The sequence below is a fragment of the Perlabentimonas gracilis genome, from assembly GCF_011174675.1.
GTDB lineage: Bacteria > Bacteroidota > Bacteroidia > Bacteroidales > Tenuifilaceae > Perlabentimonas > Perlabentimonas gracilis.
Genome location: NZ_JAANIG010000036.1, coordinates 1 through 20618 on the forward strand (window position 1 = coordinate 1; position 20618 = coordinate 20618).

The 20618-nt window shown below is 44.3% G+C and carries 22 protein-coding genes; 6 read left to right on the forward strand and 16 right to left on the reverse strand.

Going from position 1 to position 20618, the window contains the following annotated elements; genetic code table 11:
• The first annotated feature begins 110 nt into the window (after positions 1–110).
• From G8O23_RS13785 to G8O23_RS13795, 3 genes are read left to right on the forward strand one after another with little or no spacing between them, the layout of a single operon-like run.
• A complete protein-coding gene (locus tag G8O23_RS13785; protein WP_219932528.1) occupies positions 111–383 on the forward strand; it encodes a hypothetical protein in 273 nt (90 codons plus the stop codon).
• On the forward strand, positions 370–801 hold the full coding sequence (locus G8O23_RS13790; RefSeq protein WP_166365824.1) for a helix-turn-helix domain-containing protein: 432 nt from the start codon (positions 370–372) through the stop codon (positions 799–801). Before G8O23_RS13785 ends, G8O23_RS13790 begins: the two co-directional genes overlap by 14 nt.
• Positions 798–1244 carry a protein-export chaperone SecB gene (locus tag G8O23_RS13795; protein WP_166365826.1) on the forward strand — a complete coding sequence of 149 codons (447 nt, stop codon included), beginning with the start codon at positions 798–800 and terminating at the stop codon, positions 1242–1244. Before G8O23_RS13790 ends, G8O23_RS13795 begins: the two co-directional genes overlap by 4 nt.
• A 288-nt stretch (positions 1245–1532) precedes the next feature.
• On the opposite strand, the gene G8O23_RS13800 is transcribed toward G8O23_RS13795, so the two are convergent.
• From G8O23_RS13800 to pruA, 4 genes are all read right to left on the reverse strand, one after another.
• Positions 1533–2105, reverse strand: coding sequence for a hypothetical protein (locus G8O23_RS13800; RefSeq protein WP_166365828.1), 573 nt, complete (start codon positions 2103–2105; stop codon positions 1533–1535).
• Positions 2106–2317: 212 nt separating this feature from the next.
• Positions 2318–2683 (reverse strand): RNA recognition motif domain-containing protein, encoded by a 366-nt coding sequence (locus G8O23_RS13805; protein ID WP_166365830.1) that lies wholly within the window; start codon positions 2681–2683, stop codon positions 2318–2320.
• Between the two features lie 189 nt (positions 2684–2872).
• Positions 2873–4408: an L-piperidine-6-carboxylate dehydrogenase gene (gene amaB / locus G8O23_RS13810; RefSeq protein ID WP_166365832.1), complete on the reverse strand. Its 1536-nt coding sequence runs from the start codon at positions 4406–4408 to the stop codon at positions 2873–2875.
• A 46-nt stretch (positions 4409–4454) separates the two neighbouring features.
• On the reverse strand, positions 4455–6083 hold the full coding sequence (pruA, locus tag G8O23_RS13815) for an L-glutamate gamma-semialdehyde dehydrogenase (protein ID WP_166365834.1): 1629 nt from the start codon (positions 6081–6083) through the stop codon (positions 4455–4457).
• A gap of 392 nt (positions 6084–6475) precedes the next feature.
• Here pruA and nuoE point away from each other — a divergent pair, with 392 nt between their 5' ends.
• Genes nuoE through G8O23_RS13830 form a run of 3 tightly spaced genes read left to right on the forward strand, consistent with a single transcriptional unit; the run spans position 6476 to position 9948 of the window.
• Positions 6476–6943, forward strand: a complete 468-nt coding sequence (gene nuoE / locus G8O23_RS13820; protein ID WP_166365836.1) for an NADH-quinone oxidoreductase subunit NuoE — start codon at positions 6476–6478, stop codon at positions 6941–6943.
• A gap of 18 nt (positions 6944–6961) precedes the next feature.
• Complete coding sequence (locus G8O23_RS13825) at positions 6962–8143, forward strand: NADH-ubiquinone oxidoreductase-F iron-sulfur binding region domain-containing protein (RefSeq protein ID WP_166365838.1); 1182 nt, start codon at positions 6962–6964, stop codon at positions 8141–8143.
• Positions 8144–8157: 14 nt separating this feature from the next.
• Entirely contained in the window at positions 8158–9948 is a 1791-nt protein-coding gene (locus G8O23_RS13830) for an NADH-dependent [FeFe] hydrogenase, group A6 (protein ID WP_166365840.1), read from the forward strand.
• 75 nt (positions 9949–10023) lie between these two features.
• Here the strand turns inward: G8O23_RS13830 and G8O23_RS13835 are convergent, their stop codons facing one another.
• The 12 genes from G8O23_RS13835 to G8O23_RS13890 form a co-directional block, all read right to left on the reverse strand.
• Positions 10024–11307: a M56 family metallopeptidase gene (locus G8O23_RS13835; protein WP_166365842.1), complete on the reverse strand. Its 1284-nt coding sequence runs from the start codon at positions 11305–11307 to the stop codon at positions 10024–10026.
• A 3-nt stretch (positions 11308–11310) separates the two neighbouring features.
• Positions 11311–11667 (reverse strand): BlaI/MecI/CopY family transcriptional regulator, encoded by a 357-nt coding sequence (locus G8O23_RS13840; RefSeq protein WP_166365844.1) that lies wholly within the window; start codon positions 11665–11667, stop codon positions 11311–11313.
• A 186-nt stretch (positions 11668–11853) separates the two neighbouring features.
• The gene (locus G8O23_RS13845) at positions 11854–12336 is read right to left on the reverse strand and encodes an NADH-quinone oxidoreductase subunit NuoE family protein (protein WP_166365846.1); all 483 of its coding nucleotides are present in this window, start codon (positions 12334–12336) and stop codon (positions 11854–11856) included.
• A gap of 16 nt (positions 12337–12352) precedes the next feature.
• Positions 12353–14128 carry an NADH-dependent [FeFe] hydrogenase, group A6 gene (locus G8O23_RS13850; protein ID WP_166365848.1) on the reverse strand — a complete coding sequence of 592 codons (1776 nt, stop codon included), beginning with the start codon at positions 14126–14128 and terminating at the stop codon, positions 12353–12355.
• 16 nt (positions 14129–14144) lie between these two features.
• A complete protein-coding gene (locus G8O23_RS13855; protein ID WP_166365850.1) occupies positions 14145–15935 on the reverse strand; it encodes an NADH-quinone oxidoreductase subunit NuoF in 1791 nt (596 codons plus the stop codon).
• A gap of 21 nt (positions 15936–15956) precedes the next feature.
• Entirely contained in the window at positions 15957–16355 is a 399-nt protein-coding gene (locus tag G8O23_RS13860; RefSeq protein ID WP_166365852.1) for a (2Fe-2S) ferredoxin domain-containing protein, read from the reverse strand.
• A gap of 130 nt (positions 16356–16485) precedes the next feature.
• The gene (locus G8O23_RS13865) at positions 16486–17022 is read right to left on the reverse strand and encodes an ATP-binding protein (protein WP_166365854.1); all 537 of its coding nucleotides are present in this window, start codon (positions 17020–17022) and stop codon (positions 16486–16488) included.
• Between the two features lie 122 nt (positions 17023–17144).
• Positions 17145–17882, reverse strand: a complete 738-nt coding sequence (locus G8O23_RS13870; protein WP_166365856.1) for a PHP domain-containing protein — start codon at positions 17880–17882, stop codon at positions 17145–17147.
• 59 nt (positions 17883–17941) lie between these two features.
• A complete protein-coding gene (locus G8O23_RS13875) occupies positions 17942–18277 on the reverse strand; it encodes a DRTGG domain-containing protein (protein WP_166365858.1) in 336 nt (111 codons plus the stop codon).
• A 69-nt stretch (positions 18278–18346) separates the two neighbouring features.
• Positions 18347–19738, reverse strand: coding sequence for a [Fe-Fe] hydrogenase large subunit C-terminal domain-containing protein (locus tag G8O23_RS13880; protein WP_166365860.1), 1392 nt, complete (start codon positions 19736–19738; stop codon positions 18347–18349).
• Positions 19728–20171 carry an ATP-binding protein gene (locus G8O23_RS13885; protein ID WP_166365862.1) on the reverse strand — a complete coding sequence of 148 codons (444 nt, stop codon included), beginning with the start codon at positions 20169–20171 and terminating at the stop codon, positions 19728–19730. Before G8O23_RS13885 ends, G8O23_RS13880 begins: the two co-directional genes overlap by 11 nt.
• A 49-nt stretch (positions 20172–20220) precedes the next feature.
• A complete protein-coding gene (locus G8O23_RS13890) occupies positions 20221–20565 on the reverse strand; it encodes a DRTGG domain-containing protein (protein ID WP_166365864.1) in 345 nt (114 codons plus the stop codon).
• Positions 20566–20618 lie beyond the last annotated feature (53 nt).

A 20618-nucleotide genomic window follows, 5' to 3' on the forward strand; every position in this document is an offset into this window, starting at 1 on the left:
GAACCTTCGGTATAACAGTCACCATCGGTCGTTTGTCCGTTGGTAAAAATAAATAATAAAATTGTAAAAAAAATGCTTGGTTATTTAGGGTTAAAACATATACTATTGATTTGCTGCTCGAAGGTCGTCCTCCAAGAGACCTTTACGACAAGGAAAATTTTGATAAAAGTAGTGAGCATGTTACAGCCATTAAACTTTTCAAGGGTAAGAAGAACCCTCGCATCTATTGCCAGCAATACACCGATGGCTGCACTAAAGTATTTGTAGTCATTGCAGCTGAACTTCTTGAAAAAAAGAAGTCGGAAGGCCTTACAAATAAAGAGAAAGCAATTATTAATAGGGTAGCATCATACCAATATACATTAGTCGATGAAACCAAATGAAATTAAAACCAAGTTCGACGAACTCTTCAATTCAATAACCCCCGAGGAGCAGATTGAACACGAAGCCCAGCTACTTGCATTTAGATTTCTCAGCATTATCGATGCTGAAATGGAAGCACAAAATATTAGCAAAAAGGCTTTAGCTGAAAGAGTTGGCACTTCACAGTCATTTATTACTCAACTTTTCCGAGGCGACAGGAAACCCAACTGGACAATCCTCGCAAAAATGCAAAAGGCGTTAGGTCTGCAATTTACGGTCTCAACACATGATGAAATGGAGCGATGGGTTATAGAAGCAATTTCTCAGGCTCATAAAGTTTGGATTAAGGAGGGCTGCTATAGTATAAATGAAAGTAGGAAACTAATAGGCAACTTTGAAGTTACCTCAAATCCTAATGATTATCCGTTAGCATCATGAGAGCAAAACAATCGCCCCTTAAGCTGGCTGTTTTTCACCTAGTGAAAAACACCTTTGAGTTTATTGTTCCCAAGGAAGACGAAGTAGTGCCACAGGTTCTATTCGAATCTTACCCTATTGACATCGACTTTGTTCATCAATCACTCTCCAATTCCACAACCCAATTACAGGTATTTGTCGAAATAAAAATAAATAGCTCCAAAAAGAAATCGGGGTACTGCCTTACAGCCGAAGGTATGGGTGTTTTCCAGCTGGACGATAAGAATATCGAAAAGGAAGTTGCCTACAATCTCCGAATATTCTCGTCGCTTAACATGATGATCAATAACCTACGAAACATCATTGCCCAGCAAACTGCCTATGCCCCTATGGGCGTATATTTAATGCCACCAATAGATATAAAGGATTTATTGGAAAAGAAGTGGAAGAAAGCCAGTAAGTAAAAGATTTAACTTGCCTTTGTCAGGAAAGGTTCTACTTATGGTGTACACAGCCATACAAAAAAAGAAACCGGGCCTCCTCAGACCCGGTTTCACACCCTAAAAAATTAACCTAAAAGCAACTAACCTGAAACCAACTATAAACCCTAAAAATCAGGTTGTGTTACACTATGAAAAACGAAAAAAACTGCTTTTTGTTTCGAGAGACTTGGTAAAACTCCGATGATTTGCATCACCATCCTTCCCTTCATCCTCTCTTCGTTTTATCGTCACTGCAAAGATAAGACGGATTTACCTATTTACATATTTTGCTAACGTAAAAAAACGGTGATTTAGAACACCTTTGGTTAATGGTGGGAGGTTCAGCAGGGTTTGGCGAATTGTATTAACCTCTTCAATACAGGATTGTTCACAAACAATTCCATTCTGCATAAGGTATGCTATTAGCGTTTTAAGGGTTGTTGCCCTTACTCTTAGGCAGCTAGGCGAGTATCTTGCTGGATGAATATGTATGTACCTTTCCTTAAATCGTCCTAAACGCAATACCCATACCGATGAATCGGAAAGAGTCAACATTCTGTATCCCTGGGCAGACCCCAAAACCCAATCATTGTATAGACCTTTTGTGCTAACACCTAGCCTAAGAACCTCATCAACAATTTGGGTTGCAATGCAAATGGGGGTAAGCTTGCCATAGTACAAATCAATTACTGATCCTCCTATTTCTTGGCATTGCCTAGCTAAACTACCGGGAGGACATTCTCCGGCAAGGGAACGGCAAGCATAAGAAATGAACCCAAGGTGATGTTTCCACCCCGAAAAAGCAATGGGTTTGGGTAGTTGCGGATCAAATGAACTATACATCAAAATCTGCATAAAGCAAAACATGCATGATGGGGGTTTCGAGAACAAATATAAAAAAAGGGTCGATCCTTTTTCAAGAATCGACCCCTATGCTGATGCGTTGTTATTTACACAACGTCTATTGGGAACTAAGGAACACGTTCAATTACTAACGTTTTTAAAATCTACTCGTAGATCTTATTAGACACAAAAAACCGGGAACAAAAACAATACTAGTACTCAGACCTACGGTCGTTGCTTCTTCCGCCACCGCGGTTAAAGCCACCCTTGTTGTAGCCACCGCCACCTCTTTGGTTTCCACCTCTGAAGCCGCCGCCGTTGCCACCCCTGGACTCTGTCCTTTCCTGAGCTTGGTTTACTACGATAGTACGACCATCAACCTCGGCACCATCAAGTTCTTCGATAGCTTTTTTGGCTTGCTCATCATCGGGCATTTCTACAAACCCAAAACCTTTACTTCTTCCGGAGAATTTGTCGGTAATAATTCTGGCTGCCGAAACCTCGCCGTACTCTTCAAAAAATTCCTTTAGCTCTGACTCTTGTAGTCTGAAAGGAAGACTTCCACAAAAAATGTTCATCTGGTAACAATTAAAATTAAGTAGTTAAAAATACGCTGGCAAAAGTACGCTTTATTTTAATAGCAAATGATATTTAAAAATTTATTTTGATAAACATCGTCATTTTTTACATATGGCTATATCACAAAAAAAGCCCTGGCCAAAAACATAGCCAGAGCCTTTCCAAACACGAAAGCAAAAAAAGTTATTTTAAAATCCGAAGTGAATTCCTTGAGCCAGAGGTAGGTTGTTGCTGTAGTTGATGGTATTGGTTTGCCTACGCATGTACTGCTTCCAGGCATCGGAACCCGATTCGCGGCCACCACCAGTATCCTTTTCACCACCAAAAGCACCACCAATCTCAGCCCCCGATGTACCAATGTTTACATTGGCTATGCCACAATCGGAACCTCCCTCGGAAAGGAATAGCTCCGATTCCCTTAGGTTCTGTGTAAATAATGATGATGACAAGCCTTGGGGAACGCCATTATTCATGGCAATGGCCTCCTCAATGGTTTTATACTTCATTATGTATAGAATTGGGGCAAAGGTCTCCTCCTGAACAATATGGTAGTGGTTTTGAGCCTCAACCAAAGCAGGAACAACATAGTTGCCTGAGGCATACTTCTCGCCCGATAGCACCTCACCTCCAAAAAGGATTTTCCCTCCCTCCTTTTGTACTGCCCCAATGGCGTATGAGTAGAGCTTAACCGATGCCGAATCGATTAGCGGTCCGACCAGCGTACCCTTTTCGAGCGGATTGCCAATATGCTCACTTACGCTTCTATATGCTGTTTTTAGCTTATCTACAACCGCATCGTATATGCTCTCATGTACAATCAACCTTCGGGTTGAAGTGCAACGCTGGCCAGCAGTGCCAACCGCCCCAAACACAACCGATTTGATGGCCATCTCAAGGTTAGCACTTTCGGCAATTATCACTGCGTTGTTACCACCCAACTCAAGAATAGATCGGCCTAACCGTTCTCCAATAATCGCACCTAACCTCTTGCCAACAGCTGTTGATCCCGTAATTGAGAATAATGGGATTCTCCTATCGGCAACAAAGTTATCGCCCAGCACCGACGATTTTGCAATAACCAGGTTGAACACCCCCTCGGGCACATTACACTCCTTGAGCACATCGTGAATTATCTTTTGGGTGGCAATGGCTGTAAGCGGAGTTTTTGAACTAGGCTTCCAAACCACCACATCGCCAGCTATGGCTGCAATCATACTATTCCAAGCCCATACCGCCACAGGAAAGTTAAACGAAGTGATTAGCCCAACAATACCTAGTGGTTGATACTGATCGTACATCCTATGTTCACTCCTTTCGGAGTGCATGGTAAACCCATTGAGCAAGCGCGACTGGCCCACGGCAAAATCGCATATATCTATCATCTCCTGTACTTCGCCTAAACCTTCCTCATAAATTTTGCCCATTTCGAGGGTAACCAAATAAGCAAGATCCTCCTTGTTCCTACGTAAGGCATCGCCTATTAGTCTAACAACCTCACCCCGTTTGGGTGCGGGCACTTTACGCCATACCTTAAAAGCCTCCTGGGCCTTTGCCATCACCGCTTCGTAATCGTCGATGCTAGCATTCTGCACCTTTGCAATGGGCTTATTATCTATTGGGGAGTACGATGTTGACTCATCGCCATTGGGTACTTGCCAAATGGTACCAGTTGAAACACCACTGTTTACACTCTCAATTCCCAATCTGTTTAATGCTTCATTCATAGTTGGTCAATTACTATTAATTTATGTTGATTTTTATTCCGATTTACTACTCCATCATGTAAGGATACCTGTAATCGGTGGGGCTTACAAAGGTTTCCTTAATAGTTCGGGGGCTTACCCATCGAACCAGATTAAATTCACCACCTGCCTTATCGTTGGTACCCGATGCACGCGAACCGCCAAATGGCTGAAGTCCAACAATTGCTCCCGTTGGCTTATCGTTAAAGTAGAAGTTCCCTGCAGCGTAGCGGAACTTGTCGCAAAGCGATGCAAGGGCCACCCTATCCTTTCCGAAAATTGCACCCGTAAGGCCGTAAGGCGAAGTTGTATCGCACAACTCAATCGCCCTATCTAAATCCTTATCTTCATATACAAAAACGGTTAGCACAGGCCCAAAAATCTCCTCCTCCATCGACTTAAACCTTGGGTTAGTGGTCTCAATAATAGTTGGACGAATAAAATATCCAACGCTATCGTCGTAGGTTCCACCAGCTATAATATTGGCTTCAGATGATGATTTTGCATAATCGATATAACTAACAATATTCGTGTACGATTTGTTGTCGATTACCGCGTTCATGAAGTTTTTATGATCCATCACATCACCCATCTTAATGTCCTCGGCCATTTCAACCAGCAACTTCTTAATGCTAGGCCAAAGCGACTTGGGTACATACATACGCGACGATGCGGAGCACTTCTGACCTTGATACTCGAACGAGCCCCTAACGGCATTTACAGCCACCTCATAGGCATCGGCCGATGGATGTACGAAGATAAAATCCTTGCCTCCGGTCTCACCCACTAGTCTTGGGTACGACTTGTAGTTGGGTAGATTCTGCGAAACTGTACCCCAAAGGTGATTGAATGTACCGTTTGATCCAGTAAAGTGTATGCCTGCCAGATCTTTCGATTGCAACACCTCATTCCCAATTACAGGACCACTCCCTGGTACAAAATTGATTACCCCAGCGGGTAAGCCAGCCTCCATAAAAATCTTCATCAGGTAGTAGTTCGATAGGATTGCTGTGGTTGCGGGTTTCCAAACAGTTGTATTCCCCATCATAACAGGAGCCATATTCAAGTTCGAGGCTATGGATGTAAAGTTGAATGGGCTAACTGCAAAAACAAACCCTTCGAGTGCCCTAAATTCCATCCTATTGAGCTGGCTAAAAGCCGATTTTGGCTGTATTTGGTAGATGCGGCTAGCAAACGATGCGTTGTATTTCAAAAAATCGATGGTTTCGCAAACAGCATCAATCTCCGATTGAAAGATATTCTTGCTCTGTCCAAGCATAGTTGATGCACTTAGCAGCGCACGATATTTTGTAGCCATTAGCTCTGCTGCTTTTAGCAGTATGGATGCCCTAACGGTCCACGCCAAGTTCGACCACACTTTATGTGCATTCATTGCACTGTCAATAGCCAACTTCACCTCTTTCTCAGTGGCCATATGGTATTTTGCTAGAACTACCGAGTGGTTATGCGGCATCACAACGTTCTGTGTAACTCCAGTATAAATCTCTTTCCCATTAATAATCAGGGGTATCTCAACCTCCTCTGTGGCTTGCCTTTTTAACTCATTATCGAGGGCAACACGCTCGGCACTACCTTTCAAGTAATCGTATATTCTCTCGTTTTCTGGTAGTTGAAAATTGTACACTGCATTATTCATGGCTCATTTTATTTTTCGTTATGTTTTTTTATGCATATCGACTGCAAACTAATATATTTGTACTTAATAAAAAAATGAGTTTTAGCATACTTTTTTACAGCTAGGCTACACTCCCCTATATTCTAGGCTTTTCGTATAATACGTTTATTTATTTTTTGTATAAATAAGAAGTTGTATGACACAAATCATATTATTTATTGTGCTCCATAGCATATTATTGACATGATAAAAACAGAAGGGGCATAAAGCAATTTACACATAACACACAGTTGAAAAACACATTAGAAACTAATTGTCATATATCTCTTCAAAACGATATTTTAAAGTTTAGAATCAATAAAAATTTGTATCGCTATAAAATAATCTATCATTAACAAAAAACCCTAATCGCTATGGATGTAATTAAAGAAAAGGTTAAAGCGCTAGTTCAAAAGCATGGGAAGGCAAGGGAAAACCTGCTGCCTGTATTGCAAGGTGTTGCGGAAAGCGAGCACTACGTAAGCGAACACGCAATGAAGCTTATTGCCGAAGAGATGGAGCTTTCGTCGGCCGACGTGTACGGAACCGCCACGTTTTACAGCTTCATGGACACCACCCCCAAAGGTAAGTATGTGATTAGAGTATGCCGAACAATTTCGTGCTATATGAAGGGTAAAAACCAAATACTGCTTGCTTTGGAGGAGGCTCTGAAGATAAAGATGGGCGAAACCACCCCCGATAAAAAGTTTACCCTTATGGAGACCAATTGCATTGGCTGGTGTCACAAGGCTCCGGCAATGCTTATAAACGACGATGTTCATACAGAACTAACCGTTGAAAAGGTGCATAAGATTATTACGGAATACAAACAGCAAGATTAACCTAAACTGGAACTCGCCATGGGAAAAAATATATTAAAACGAATTGATCTAATATTTAAGGATGAGGCCGATTACAAAGCGGTTCTCAAGAAGGCAGCTAGTCAAACCAACGATGAGTTGATAAACGAGCTGATTGCTTCGGGTCTTAAGGGGCGTGGAGGTGCAGGTTTTCCTACCGGACTGAAGTGGAAGTTGACCTCGGAATCGAAAGCCGATAAGAAATATGTTATTTGCAATGCCGATGAGGGTGAGCCTGGCACCTTTAAGGATAGAGAGATACTTACACAAGTACCACATAAGGTGCTAACAGGTATGGCAATTTGCGGTAAAATTATTGGAGCCAAGGAGGGTTTTATTTACCTACGCAAAGAGTACAACTACCTAACCACCGATTTGAATAAAATTATTGATGAATTTCATGAGGTATGTAAAAAACTTGGACTCGATTTTAAGATTAAGATCTTCTTGGGCTACGGAGCATACATCTGTGGCGAAGAGAGTGCTCTGTTCGAATCGATGGAAGGAAAGCGAGGTGAACCTCGTAACAAACCACCCTACCCCAGTGAGCAGGGATACCTTGGGAGGCCCACTGTTATAAATAATGTGGAAACGCTAGCCCATACCTTTACCATTTTCCAATACGGGGCTAGCAAATTCAACGAGCTAGGCGTGCAGGACAGCTATGGTTCAAAGCTATTCTCCATATCGGGCGACACACCCATACCTGGAATTTATGAGCTTGAATTGGGGATGACCGTTGAGGACTTTGCCAACGATTTTGGCGATGGTGATACCAAAGCCGTACAGGTTGGTGGTGCGTCGGGCTTTTGCGTACCCAGGAAAAAATTTCGCGAAACCCATATTGGCTACCAAGGGAAGCTAACTGGCATATCTCTTCCTACCGGGGGCTCCATGATGCTTTTCAACAGCTCACGATCAATGTTTAATCTGCTCACCAACTATCTAGAGTTCTTCACCGAGGAATCATGTGGGCAGTGCACTCCCTGCCGGGTGGGTACCCAGCAGCTTCTGGAAGGTAGCCGAGCGGTAAAGCGTGGCGAAAAGCCTGCGGCCTATTTGGATAAACTACTGGCGCTTAGCGAAACTATGAAAAGTACGTCAAAGTGCGGGTTAGGCCAATCTGTAGCTAACTCATTCCAATCGATTGTTGAGAATTTCCGCGAAGAAATGATTTACTAAAAATGGATTCCACTATGAAAAATAAGATAAACCTAACCATAAACGGTACCGCTCTAACGGTTGAAGAGGGCACCACAATTCTTGATGCAGCCAAGGTGCTTGGCATAAAAATCCCGGTTCTGTGTTACCATAAGGATTTATGTATAGCAGGTAACTGTAGAGTTTGCGTTGTTGAAGTTGTAGGTATTAGCAAGCTATTTGCTGCATGCGCCACCCCTGTTTGGGAGGGGATGGATGTGCTAACTAACAGCCTCATGGTTCGCAACTCTCGCAAGCACATCATTGAGCTGCTCCTATCGGAGCATAACGCCGACTGTACAAAGTGCTATAAGAATGGAAACTGCGAACTGCAGGAGCTGGCTGCAGAATACAAGATTACCAATCAGGATTTTATAGACATCTACCACGCCAAGGACTATACCGTTGATAGCTATTCTCCATCCATTATAAAGGACGATAGCAGGTGTATACGCTGCCAGCGTTGCGTTAGAACCTGCGAGGAGCTGCAGGGTGTTGGTGCTCTAACCGTAGCACACAAAGGCGATCATATGAAGATATCGACCTTCTTTAACAAGCCCATAAGCGAGGTGGTTTGCACCAATTGTGGGCAGTGCGTTATTCACTGCCCCACCGGTGCGCTTATTGAGCGCAACTACATTGAGGAGGTATGGGATGCCATCGCCGATCCTGATAAGCATGTGGTAGTGCAAACCGCTCCAGCGGTTAGAATAGGCCTTGGCGAAGCACTTGAACTCGATGCAGGGGAAAGGGTAACTGGTAAGATGGTATCGGCGCTACGTAGGCTTGGGTTTAACTCTGTGCTCGACACAGACTTTACCGCAGACCTCACTATTCTCGAAGAGGGCACAGAGCTGCTACACAGGCTTAAAAGCATCCTCGTAGACAAGGACAACAAGGATCCGTTGCCTATGACCACTAGCTGCTCACCGGGATGGGTAAAGTTCTTCGAGCATATTTACCCCGACCTAAAACCTCATATGTCTACCTGCAAATCGCCACAACAGATGTTTGGCGCGTTGGCTAAAACATTCTATGCCAAAAAGATTGAAGTTGATCCCGAAAAGATTGTGAGCGTATCGATAATGCCATGTACCGCCAAGAAGTATGAGGCCGATAGACCCGAAATGCGTGACAGCGGTTTTAAGGATGTAGATTACGTACTTACCACCCGAGAACTTGCCATCATGATTCAACAGGCTGGTATTGAGTTCTCTGAACTCCCCGAGGAAAAGTACGACTCCATCATGGGCTCATCCTCTGGAGCGGCAGTAATTTTTGGAGCTACCGGTGGTGTAATGGAGGCTGCGCTTAGGACCGTATACGAGATTGTAACAGGACGTGAAGTTCCTTTCGAGGGCCTAAACATCACCCCTGTAAGGGGGCTTGAAGGCGTGAGAGAAGCCACAATAAAAATTGAGGGGACTGTGCCCGAATATAAATTCCTTGAGGGTGTTGAGGTGAAGTGCTGTGTAGCCCACGGACTGGCCAACGCCCGAACCGTAATGGAAAAGGTGAAGGAGGGTAAAGCAGATTATCATTTTATTGAAATTATGGCCTGCCCCGGTGGATGCTTGGGAGGTGGAGGTCAACCAATTCCCACCACGCCCGAGATTAGGCAGAAACGCGTTGAGGCTATCTACGCCGAGGATGCATCGATGGCTATTAGGAAATCGCACGAGAACCCTGAAATAATTCAATTGTATAAGGAATTCTTAGGCGAACCCTACGGACACCTCTCGCATAAGTTGTTGCATACCGAGTACTTTGAGAGGGAAAGGTATTAGGATATAACATTTTAAAATAAAGAGAGAGGGCCGGTATTTCAAGCCCTCTCTCTTTTTATCTTTAATACTACGAGACTACTTCTGCAGCATAAACACCACCTGTATTTCTATAACCTTACCCATAAACTCCTGTATTTGCAGCTCAGGCAGCATGCTTACCACCCTTTTGCATTCCGCCACTAGCTCCTTGTGATTTTTCAACTCGAGGGTTTCAACACCGCTACCAAGCCTAGCCACTGCCAATATTTCATCTACTTCAATAAACTCTTCGGCAGGTTGTGCCTCCATTACCTGTGCCACTTTCCCTTGATGGTCTATTCTTAGGTATAAGGATACCCTTCCAAACCGTCCGGCGTCGGCAGCTTGCTTGGGATAGCGTATTTGCCTAACCATAAAATGCCTTAAATCATCAACCGATTGAATTGAAGGGGTGTCCAAAGCTAATGGATTGGAAACCTGAACCTTTTGTAGTTCGGTTGACGAGTCATGTGCTGCAACATAATTCTTGCCTGATAGCAAGATAATTGCTAAGGCATACATAGGTAGCAAAGCAAATTTTGCAATCCTAAGGGATTGATTTTTCTCTGTTTTCATCATAATAACTCGTTGTTTTAGGTTAGTTGAATTTAGCTCGGTAAATATTGGGAGTGTAATTCTATTGCTTAGCATCGACAGTAGGGCTAGCTGATATTTCTGTGGGTTGGAACTCCGAACCACTACATCATCTGCCCTAAATTCTAGGTTGTTGCGGATAGCCCTCCGATAAAGCACTGCAAGTGGATTAAACCATTGAAAAACAATTAAAAGCTCCGAAATCATTACATCAATAAAGTGTTTCTCCTTTGCGTGAACCAACTCATGGGATAAGACCATTGAAATTGCAGGATTCTCCAAAATATTCCTCCCCACCACAATTCTACTAAAGAATGTGAATGCCCTTATATTACTGTTAGATACATACACCTGAATATCGCCTTGGCGCTCGAGGATACTCTTCCGCTTTATGGAAAGAGCCTTGGCATACCCCAAGCCAAACCGAACCAACAAAACGGCAGCACCTAAAAGATAGACTAAAGCAAGTATGTTTGGCAGACTGAAGGAATGGATCTTAGTGCTTTCGGATAAAATAGAAGGCTGGTTTTGCGCAGTGGAATCACCCAAAAACGCTTGGGTGTCAACAGCCAGAAATGTTAAGGGAATATCGATTAATGGGATAGCGACAGATAGTACCAGAGAGCCCAATAGGTACAAACGATTAAAGATAAAATCCTTACTCCTTCGGAGAAGCAGATGATAGAATAGATAGAAAAGGGCAGTAGCAACCGATACTCTTAACAGGTAATGCAGGTATGGCTCCATAGCTTACTGGTTTTTAATGAGATTAATAATCTCTTTCACCTCATCGTCGCTTACCTCTTCCTCCTCAACAAATGAAGCAACAGCCCTAGCAAATGAATTATCGAAATAATCACTAATTATCTCCCTTAAAAAAACCTTGCGATAATCCTCCTTGGTAAGTATGGGGTAGTACTCGTGTGTGTTCCCATACTGTTTGTACCCTACAATCCCTTTCTCCTGTAGAACCCTTACCAATGATGATACGGTGTTGTAAGGTGGTTTAGGATTGGGGTACTCAGACAAAATATCCTTAACAAATGCCTTTTCAAGCTTCCAGAGGATTTTCATCAGCTCCTCCTCTTTTCGGGTTAGCCTTTCCATAGTCATAGATTTTTACTTAGAACAAACCTACAACTATTATTTTAGTTTTTCAACTGTTTTTGCAGTTTATTAACTGCTTTAACAATATTTATTTAATCAAATTTTGTAAATCACTATTTATGTGGCATTTAAAACGCAAAAAAGGGTAACCAAAATGGTTACCCTTTTTTTATAAGACCTAAGAGACTACTCGTACTCCTTAAGAATATCCTTAACGCCATCGGGCGAAACGCGACCGTAAACCTTCTCGCCCACTAGAACAACTGGAGCAAGACCACAGGCACCTACGCAACGTAGACAGCTGATGGAGAATTTACCGTCGGGTGTAGTTTCACCCACGTTAATGCTTAGCATACGCTTAAACTCATCCACCACCTTTTCGGCACCACGCACGTAGCATGCCGTACCTGTACAGATGCTAATGGGATGCTGGCCCTTGGGAATCATGGTGAAGAAAGAGTAGAAGGTTACCACACCATAGACCTTGGCTACAGGCACATTCAGTTCTTGTGCAATGATTTCCTGTACCTCGGCGGGAAGGTATCCAAAGTGAGTTTGTGATTTGTGAAGCACATTGATGAGCTCACCTGGCTCATTGTTGAAGGATTTGCAAATCTCCTTGAGCTTGACAACATCCTCCTTTTTTAGCTCAACTTTAATATGTGACATTGACTAATCCTCCAATTTAAATGTAAATATCCTTGTTTCCTTTATCGAAGTAGTGCGTGTGCAGCAAGTGGTGAGCCTTTTCGCTCATTGGCTTGCCAAGGAACTCTTCGTAAAGCTTAATAATGTATGGGTTCTCATGCGACTTACGGATTGGCTTGCCAGCATCCTCCTCGTAAATAGCCTTGGTTCTGGCCTTAAGGATATCGATATCGCCATGGTGAAGTGGCTGACCACCACCACCAATACATCCGCCTGGGCAAGCCATCACCTCAATTGCATGGTAGTTAGCTTTTCCATCGCGCACGTCCTCAAGCAGCTTGCGGGCGTTACCCAAACCGTGAGCAATACCAATGTTTATCGGCAAGCCATCAAAATCAACAGTAGCAGAGCGAATGCCTTCCATACCACGAAGTTCCTCGAAATCGAGCTTGGGCAATTTTTTGCCAGTTTGAACTTCGTAAGCGGTACGTGTTGCAGCCTCAATAACACCACCGGTAGCACCAAATATTACGGCAGCACCAGTAGATTCGCCAAGAGGACGATCGAAATCTTGCTCCTCAAGGTCGGCAAAGTTGATGTTAAACTCCTTGATTAGGTGCGCTAGCTCGCGAGTTGAGATTGAGAAATCCACATCAGGATTTCCATCTACCTTAAACTCGTCGCGCTGAGCCTCGTACTTCTTAGCCAAGCAAGGCATTACCGAAACAACTACAAGATCCTCGCGCTTAATTCCCATTTTCTCGGCAAAGTATGTTTTGGCGATAGCACCGAACATCTGCTGAGGCGATTTGGCTGACGATGGAACATCGAGCATATCGTTGAAGTTGTGCTCAAAGAAGTTAACCCAACCTGGGCAGCAGCTGGTAAGGATTGGCAGCTTCACGCTCTTATCGCCATTTAGGTGACGAGTTAAGCGATCGAGTAGCTCTGTTCCCTCCTCCATAATGGTAAGGTCGGCAGCAAAGTCGGTGTCGAAAACCTGATCGAAGCCAATCTCCTTAAGGGCTGCAACCATTTTGCCAGTAACAATAGTGCCGGGTTTCATACCAAACTCTTCGCCTAACGCTACACGAATTGCGGGTGCTGTTTGAACAATCACCTTCTTGGTAGGGTCGGCTAAGGCACGAATTACTTTTGGGGTATGATCAACCTCAGTAAGGGCACCTGTTGGGCAAACGGCCACACACTGTCCGCAGTATGTACAGGTCGATTTCTCCAAGTTCTGCTCGAATGCAGGAGCAACTACCGCCTCGAAACCACGGTTAATAGCGTTAAGGGCGCCTACAGTTTGTACGGTGTTACACATCATCTCGCACCTACGACACATGATACACTTATCGAGATCGCGGATGATTGAGGGTGATGTATCAACACGGTATGTACTCATAGCAGCGTACTCCTGCCCAGGAATATTCCGAACACCCAGCTTTACAGCCATATCTTGAAGCTCGCAATGGCCACTCTTGGCGCAGGTTAAGCAATCCTTTGGGTGGTCGCTAAGAATTAGCTCCATAATGGTTCTACGTGCATTGATTACCCTCATGGTATGAGTTTTCACCACCATACCCTCGGCACAATCGGTAGAGCAAGAAGGAGCTAGGTTTCTGCGACCCTCAACCTCAACAACACAAATACGGCAGCCAGCTGGCTTATTCTCGATTTTCAGATCTTTCAGCTCCATATAGCAAAGCACGGGAATATTGATCCCCAGCTGCTTGGCAGCTTTGTAGATTGTTGTTCCTTTAGGAACCTCAACTACTTTATTATCTATGGTAAGTTTTACAGTTTCCATTTATCCTACTCCCCTATTATATAATGTTAATGGCACTAAATTTACACTTCTCGATACAAGCACCACACTTGATACAGATGGAGGTATCGATGAAGTGGGGCTTCTTACGATCGCCACTAATTGCATTTACAGGACAAACCCTAGCACAAGCGGTACATCCTACGCAAGCCTCTTGATCGATAACGTACTGCATAAGGGCTTTACACTGACCCGAGCGGCACTTGTGATCCTTCACGTGCTCGAGGTACTCCTCGTAGAAGTTATCGAGAGTTGAAAGAACTGGGTTTGGAGATGTTTGGCCAAGACCGCAAAGCGAAGAGTCCTTAATTACCTCGCTAAGGTTACGCAGCCTATCAAGTTCTTCCATAGTTCCTTTACCTTCGCAAATACGCTCAAGTATCTCGTATAGGCGCTTGTTACCGATACGGCATGGAGAACACTTACCGCAACTCTCCTCAACGGTAAAGTCGAGATAGAATTTGGCAACCGAAACCATACAGTCGTCCTCGTCCATTACAATCATACCACCCGATCCCATCATAGAGCCAACGGCAAGTAGGTTATCGTAATCAATAGGAGTATCGAGGTGCTTCTCAGTTAAGCAACCACCCGATGGACCGCCGGTTTGAACAGCCTTAAATTTCTTGCCATCCTTAATACCACCGCCAATCTCGTAGATTACCTCACGTAGGGTGATACCCATTGGAACCTCGATAAGACCTACGTTGTTGATCTTACCGGCAAGGGCAAATACCTTGGTACCTTTTGATTTTTCGGAACCGATGGAAGCGAACCATTCTGCACCCTTTAGATAAATTACAGGGATATTGGCATAAGTTTCCACGTTATTCACGTTGGATGGTTTGCCAAGGTACCCGCTCTCAGCAGGGAATGGGGGCTTAACGGTGGGCTCTCCACGGTCGCCTTCCATAGAGTGGATAAGGGCAGTTTCCTCACCACAAACGAAGGCTCCTGCACCATAACGAATCTCGATATCGAAATCGAAACCACTACCCAGAATATCTTTACCCAATAAGCCATACTCGCGAGCTTGCTCTAGGGCAATAATTAGGCGCTTAATTGCAAGAGGATACTCTGCACGAATGTAAACCAAGCCTTTGGTTGCTCCAATGCAGTATCCGTTAATAATCATAGCCTCGATAACCGAGTGGGCATCACCCTCAAGGATAGAACGATCCATAAACGCTCCGGGGTCTCCCTCGTCGGCGTTACAGATTACGTACTTTTGATCGGCTTGATTTTTCGAAGCAAACTCCCACTTAAGACCAGTTGGGAAACCTCCTCCTCCACGTCCACGAAGGCCTGATTGCTTAAGCAGCTCGATGGCAGCCTGTGGCCCCATCTCGAATACTTTACCTAAAGCCTGGTATCCATCGCGTGCAATGTAGTCATCAATCTGCTCTGGATCGACAATTCCGCAGTTACGCAAAGCGATACGAACCTGCTTCTTGTAGAAACCCATATGCTTTGAGTCGCTGATATGCTCCTTGGTCTTGGGGTCGGTGTAAAGCAGGCGGTTAACCTTACGGCCTTTCACCACGTGCTCTGCAATAATCTCTTTAGCGTCGCCTCCTTTAACCTCGGTGTAAAAAGTGTTATCGGGAAGCACCTTAACGATGGGACCCTTTTCGCAGAAACCGAAGCAACCGGTCATAATCACCTGTACATCGTTTTCCAAACCCTGGCTGGCCAGCTCGGTCTTGAGGCTCTCAACAATTGAGTCGCTCTCAGACGCCCGGCAACCGGTTCCACCGCAAACGAGTAGGTGCGATTTGTATTTTGCCATTATTATTTCCTCCTTTAGCGGTTATTGATTGTCAATAGTATTGTAGTTCATTGGAATGATTCCGTCCACCAGCTCGCCATTCTTGATGTACTTCTCAATAATTTCATCGGCCTTCTGGTTGTCAACGTAGCCAAAAACCACAGGTTCTTGGTTAGGCAATTGCACCTCAATGGTGGGTTCGGCATAGCAGTACCCCATACATCCGGTTTGGGTAACCACTGCATCGATGCTGCGCTTCTCCAGCTCCTCGATAAAAAACTCCATCACGGTTTTGGCTCCCGAAGCAATGCCACAAGTTGCCATGGCAACTTTAATTTGAACACGGCTCTCAGGATCTTCACCCTTTTCCCTGAGCTCGACCTTCGACTGAAGCTGCTCCTTCATCTTCTTAAGATCGGCCAACGATTTCACTTTTGTCATAACTGTGGGTTTCTTTTGGTTTATGTGTTAATCAAATAACAATTGAATCTTAAAATTTGGTATGCAAAATTATTCACTTAGCAAATCATTTTAAATAAAAGGATTATGTTGTACAACCTAGGTTGATTATTTATAATTCGTCTAAATTTAAACTAATCATTTCCCTGAGCATTTTAGCCACTTCAGGGGTGTTTATGGGTACCCCGTCGAGCGCTTCATTCACCTCGTCGGTATCGAGGGCATAGTGGTTCCCGTCCTTCTTGTGAAGGTAGGTGAAGCGTATTTTGGGGTTAGCAGTGATGAGTATAACCATAACTCCAGCTATATCTCCAAGGGGCTGCCTATCGATATGGCTCAAACCCAGCGTTGCTAATACCTCTGTTCCCTGGCCCACGGTGGAACTGATTTGTAGCTTTCCACCTGTGCTACTGCACGCATCGTTCAACAAGGGCAACCCCATTCCCACCTTACGTGTGGTACGTGATGTGGTGTATGGATCGAGCACCCTTTGTACAACATCAGATGGCATACCAGTGCCATCGTCGCGAATGGTAATAGATAGTAAATCCTTTGCGCTATCTTCGGTAATGGATATGTGGATATTCTTTGCCTGTGCAACAATTGAGTTTTGCACTATATCTAGAATATGCAAGGACAGCTCTTTCATAGAATTGAATTGAAATCCAAGTTAATAAAAAAAGTGATACGAGTATTCGTTTTACTCTAATAATTAGCGCGGTAAGCTACATACTTAAGATAAGATAGGCATATCGATGGGTACGTTGTAACCTACAAAAGCGCTTCCCTGCCCTGCTCCCGATGCAATGCCATTGACAACTCTCCAAAAGTGGGGCTCTCAAGCAGGTACCTGGTATAGGTTGCACCTATCTGATCGGGGAAGTGAGCATCCGAGTTCTTAATCAGCGTTGGGTTTTTAAGGTAGGTATGCTGAGCCAAAAACTCCTTTGGGTCTGTGCTTCTGAATATTTCCAGGGCGTCAAACTGTAAGTCGAAGGGTATAAATCCCAACTGGCTTATAAGGCTGTACCTTTGCCTATCGACGTGGGCAGGAATAAACAACCCCTTTAGCTTATGCACCATAGCCTGCACCTCGCTTACGCTCGCTTTAAGCGCGGAGATCAAGAGAGGCTCTACCTCTTGCAGAATTTCATCGTTCTCATCAACCACCACTTGGTAACCAAACTTATCGGGGTTATTGGGAAAGTTTGGCAGGTTCTCGTCGATATAAGCCTGGAATGCTTGTCGTTGCTCTTCTGTTTCAAAAAGGCAAACACAGTGTGCTTCCTCACGGGTGGTAACCTCGGCACCAAACAATACGGTTAACCCCATTGGCTCGGCTAGCTTCCGGATTACAGGACCATGCAACGTGCTATTATGATCGGTTACGGCAATGATGTCGAGGTTCCGTGCCTTTGCTAGCTCCACAATATTGCGTGGGCTCATGTCCAAATCGCCACAGGGCGATAGAACTGTGTGTATATGCAGATCGGCTCGGTAGGTTTGCATAACTCGTTAATTAGCAGGATGAAAATGATGAAAATGAACCTGCTTCCACTGATAAAGGCTTAGTGGTTCAACTCTTGATAAAGGCGGCCTACAATCTCGTAGGTTTCCATATCTGTGCCTAGAATTGGGATACCCTCCTGGTTGCTTTGCTCAGCAGTATCGTCCTCGGGCTTTATGCCTTTAACAAGAATAATGGCTGCCACCTCCTTAAGCGAAGCAATGGCCATAACATTCTTATGGTTCTGCAGGGTAACCCAAACGTTACCAGCATCGGCATGCCCCATTACGTCGCTTAACAAATCGGACACGTAACCACCGTCAATGTTGTTTAACAAGCCTGACTCGCCAGAGTATACCTTAAGGTTTAGTGACTTCACAATTTCTGCTACTTTCATTGCGATACATTTTTGGGGTAAAAAATTTTGGTATTTTGGTTTGCTTTGAGCAAGTGTAATAAGGTGTTACTACAAGTCTTTCTTACGCCCAAAGCCTTTATTACAATCCTTCTTGAATCGATCTTTTCCCCATATACTCTCCATAATACGGAAGGAGTGGTCGGGATGCAGCTTGCGGGTCTGCTCCATCATTTTTTGTAAGAAGATACAATGCGATATGGCCGCTTTTCCCTTCACAATGTCCTCAGCAAGCGCTTGGCACGAGGGAGCACCACACGATCCACAATCAATATTTGGGAGGAAGCACATGATTCGCTGCACACGCTCCATCTTCTTCATGGCTCGGCCCATATCCTCATCGAGTTTCATCATACTACGAGGTTTTACAGGATTGGCGGCTTTTCGCTCGGCAATTTGCGATTTATACTTCTCAATGCTATGCTCGTAGGATGTAGGCAAATCTGTCCTATCCACGCTAAGCGATTTCGATCTGTTCTTCAACCTCTCCACGGTAAGGAAACGATTGCCCGAATTTAGAACGCCACCTGCACACCCTTCGTCGCAGGCCCTTATCTCGAGAAAGTCAACGTCTGTTATCTCTTCATTCTCGAGCTTCTCCAGAAAATCAATCACATTGTGCAAGCTGTCTATTGCAAGGCAACGACCATTAACCTCATTGGCCTCACCGTTAGTGAGGCTCCAAAGTATATTTTGAGGATTTATTGTACTAGTGTTGGATGTTTTGGGATCATCAGAGTTTTTCTGCTTAATAGTTCGTAAGACCTTATTGTATATAACATCCATATTGATTACGCCTGTCACCTCGGAATACTCCTCCCCCACAGGGCTTTTTACTGCCGCAATTTTAGCTGCACAGGGCGTAATGTAGAAAATACCTATATCCTGCTCTGCAACCCCCTGATCTATCAGAAGTAGCTTGTAAAATATTGCCGAAAGGTCGAGCGGAGGCTTAAGCAGCATAATATTATCGACCAATGCAGGAAACTTAACCTGGATAAGCCGAACTACTGCAGGGCAAAACGATGAAATAACAGGCTTAGGGATCTCTATATCCTGAACATACTCGTTGATAGATTCCTTGAGGATATCCACCGAGTTTTCCACCTCAAATACATCAGTAAACCCTAACTCCAGCAAGGTATTATACACATCATTCGGAGAAACCTCATCGGGGAATTGCCCTAGCAAAACAGCTGGCACAAGGGCAACTCTTCGTTTGTAGCCAAAAATTTTGCTGAAATCATCCTGCTCAATAATAATGGCATTAACAGGGCAAACCTTGAAACACTCGCCACAATCGATACAGCGATTATCATACAGTTCGGCCTTTCCGTTGCGAACTCGAAGGGCTTCGGTAGGGCAAACCCGCATACAGTGGGAACACCCAATGCATACGTCGCGTAATATTTTAAGTGCATGATGAAAAAATTTACTTTCCATCGGAGCTATAATTTTTTAACTGATTCAAGTATACCACAATCTCCACCACTGTTCCCTCATTTACGACGCTACTTATATTGAACTCGTCGGCATTGTTTTGAATATTGGGTAGCCCCATCCCTGCGCCAAAGCCCATCTCCCTTACTTCGGGCGATGCTGTGGAGTAACCCATCTGCATTGCCTGATGGATATCGGGGATGCCTGGCCCCTTATCCTCAAGCTTCATATATATCCTATCGGTGCTAATATCTGTGTAAATCTTACCACTATATGCATGGGCCACAACATTAACCTCCGCCTCGTATAGGCAAACCACCACGCGCTTAATTAGCTTAGGGTCCACATTGAGCTGCTTAAGAACCTTCTTAACCTGACTCGACGCATACCCTGCGTGTGTGAAATCGCCCCCTTCTATGGAATATTCGAACTGCATGTGGTGCTATTGAGCTGGTAAATTTACAAATTTATGCTAATTGGCCTAGCTAAAAGATAGGCCTTAGGCCATTTTGAAACAAAAGACCCGATGCTTTAAACATCGAGCTTTTACATTCCATAAGCACAATCCCACTCTCTTCGGCCAGCTCAACCATCTCGGGGGTAACCGTTTTGTTGCGCACCACTACCACACACTGAATGTCCGACATTTCGGCTGTTCTTATGGCCTGTACATTCGCCAACCCGGTAAGCAGCACCATCCCATCTGTCTGTATGGTAAGCACATCACTCATTAAATCCGACGAAAAAGCGAACTCTACCTCTTGGTCCAGCTTATCCTCACCGCAGAGGACATTACCTTCAATAATTCTCGCAACCTCTTTTAACTTCATGGTCATTGGTTTTATCACGCTAATATAATTATCTGTTAACAACTCAAAAGATC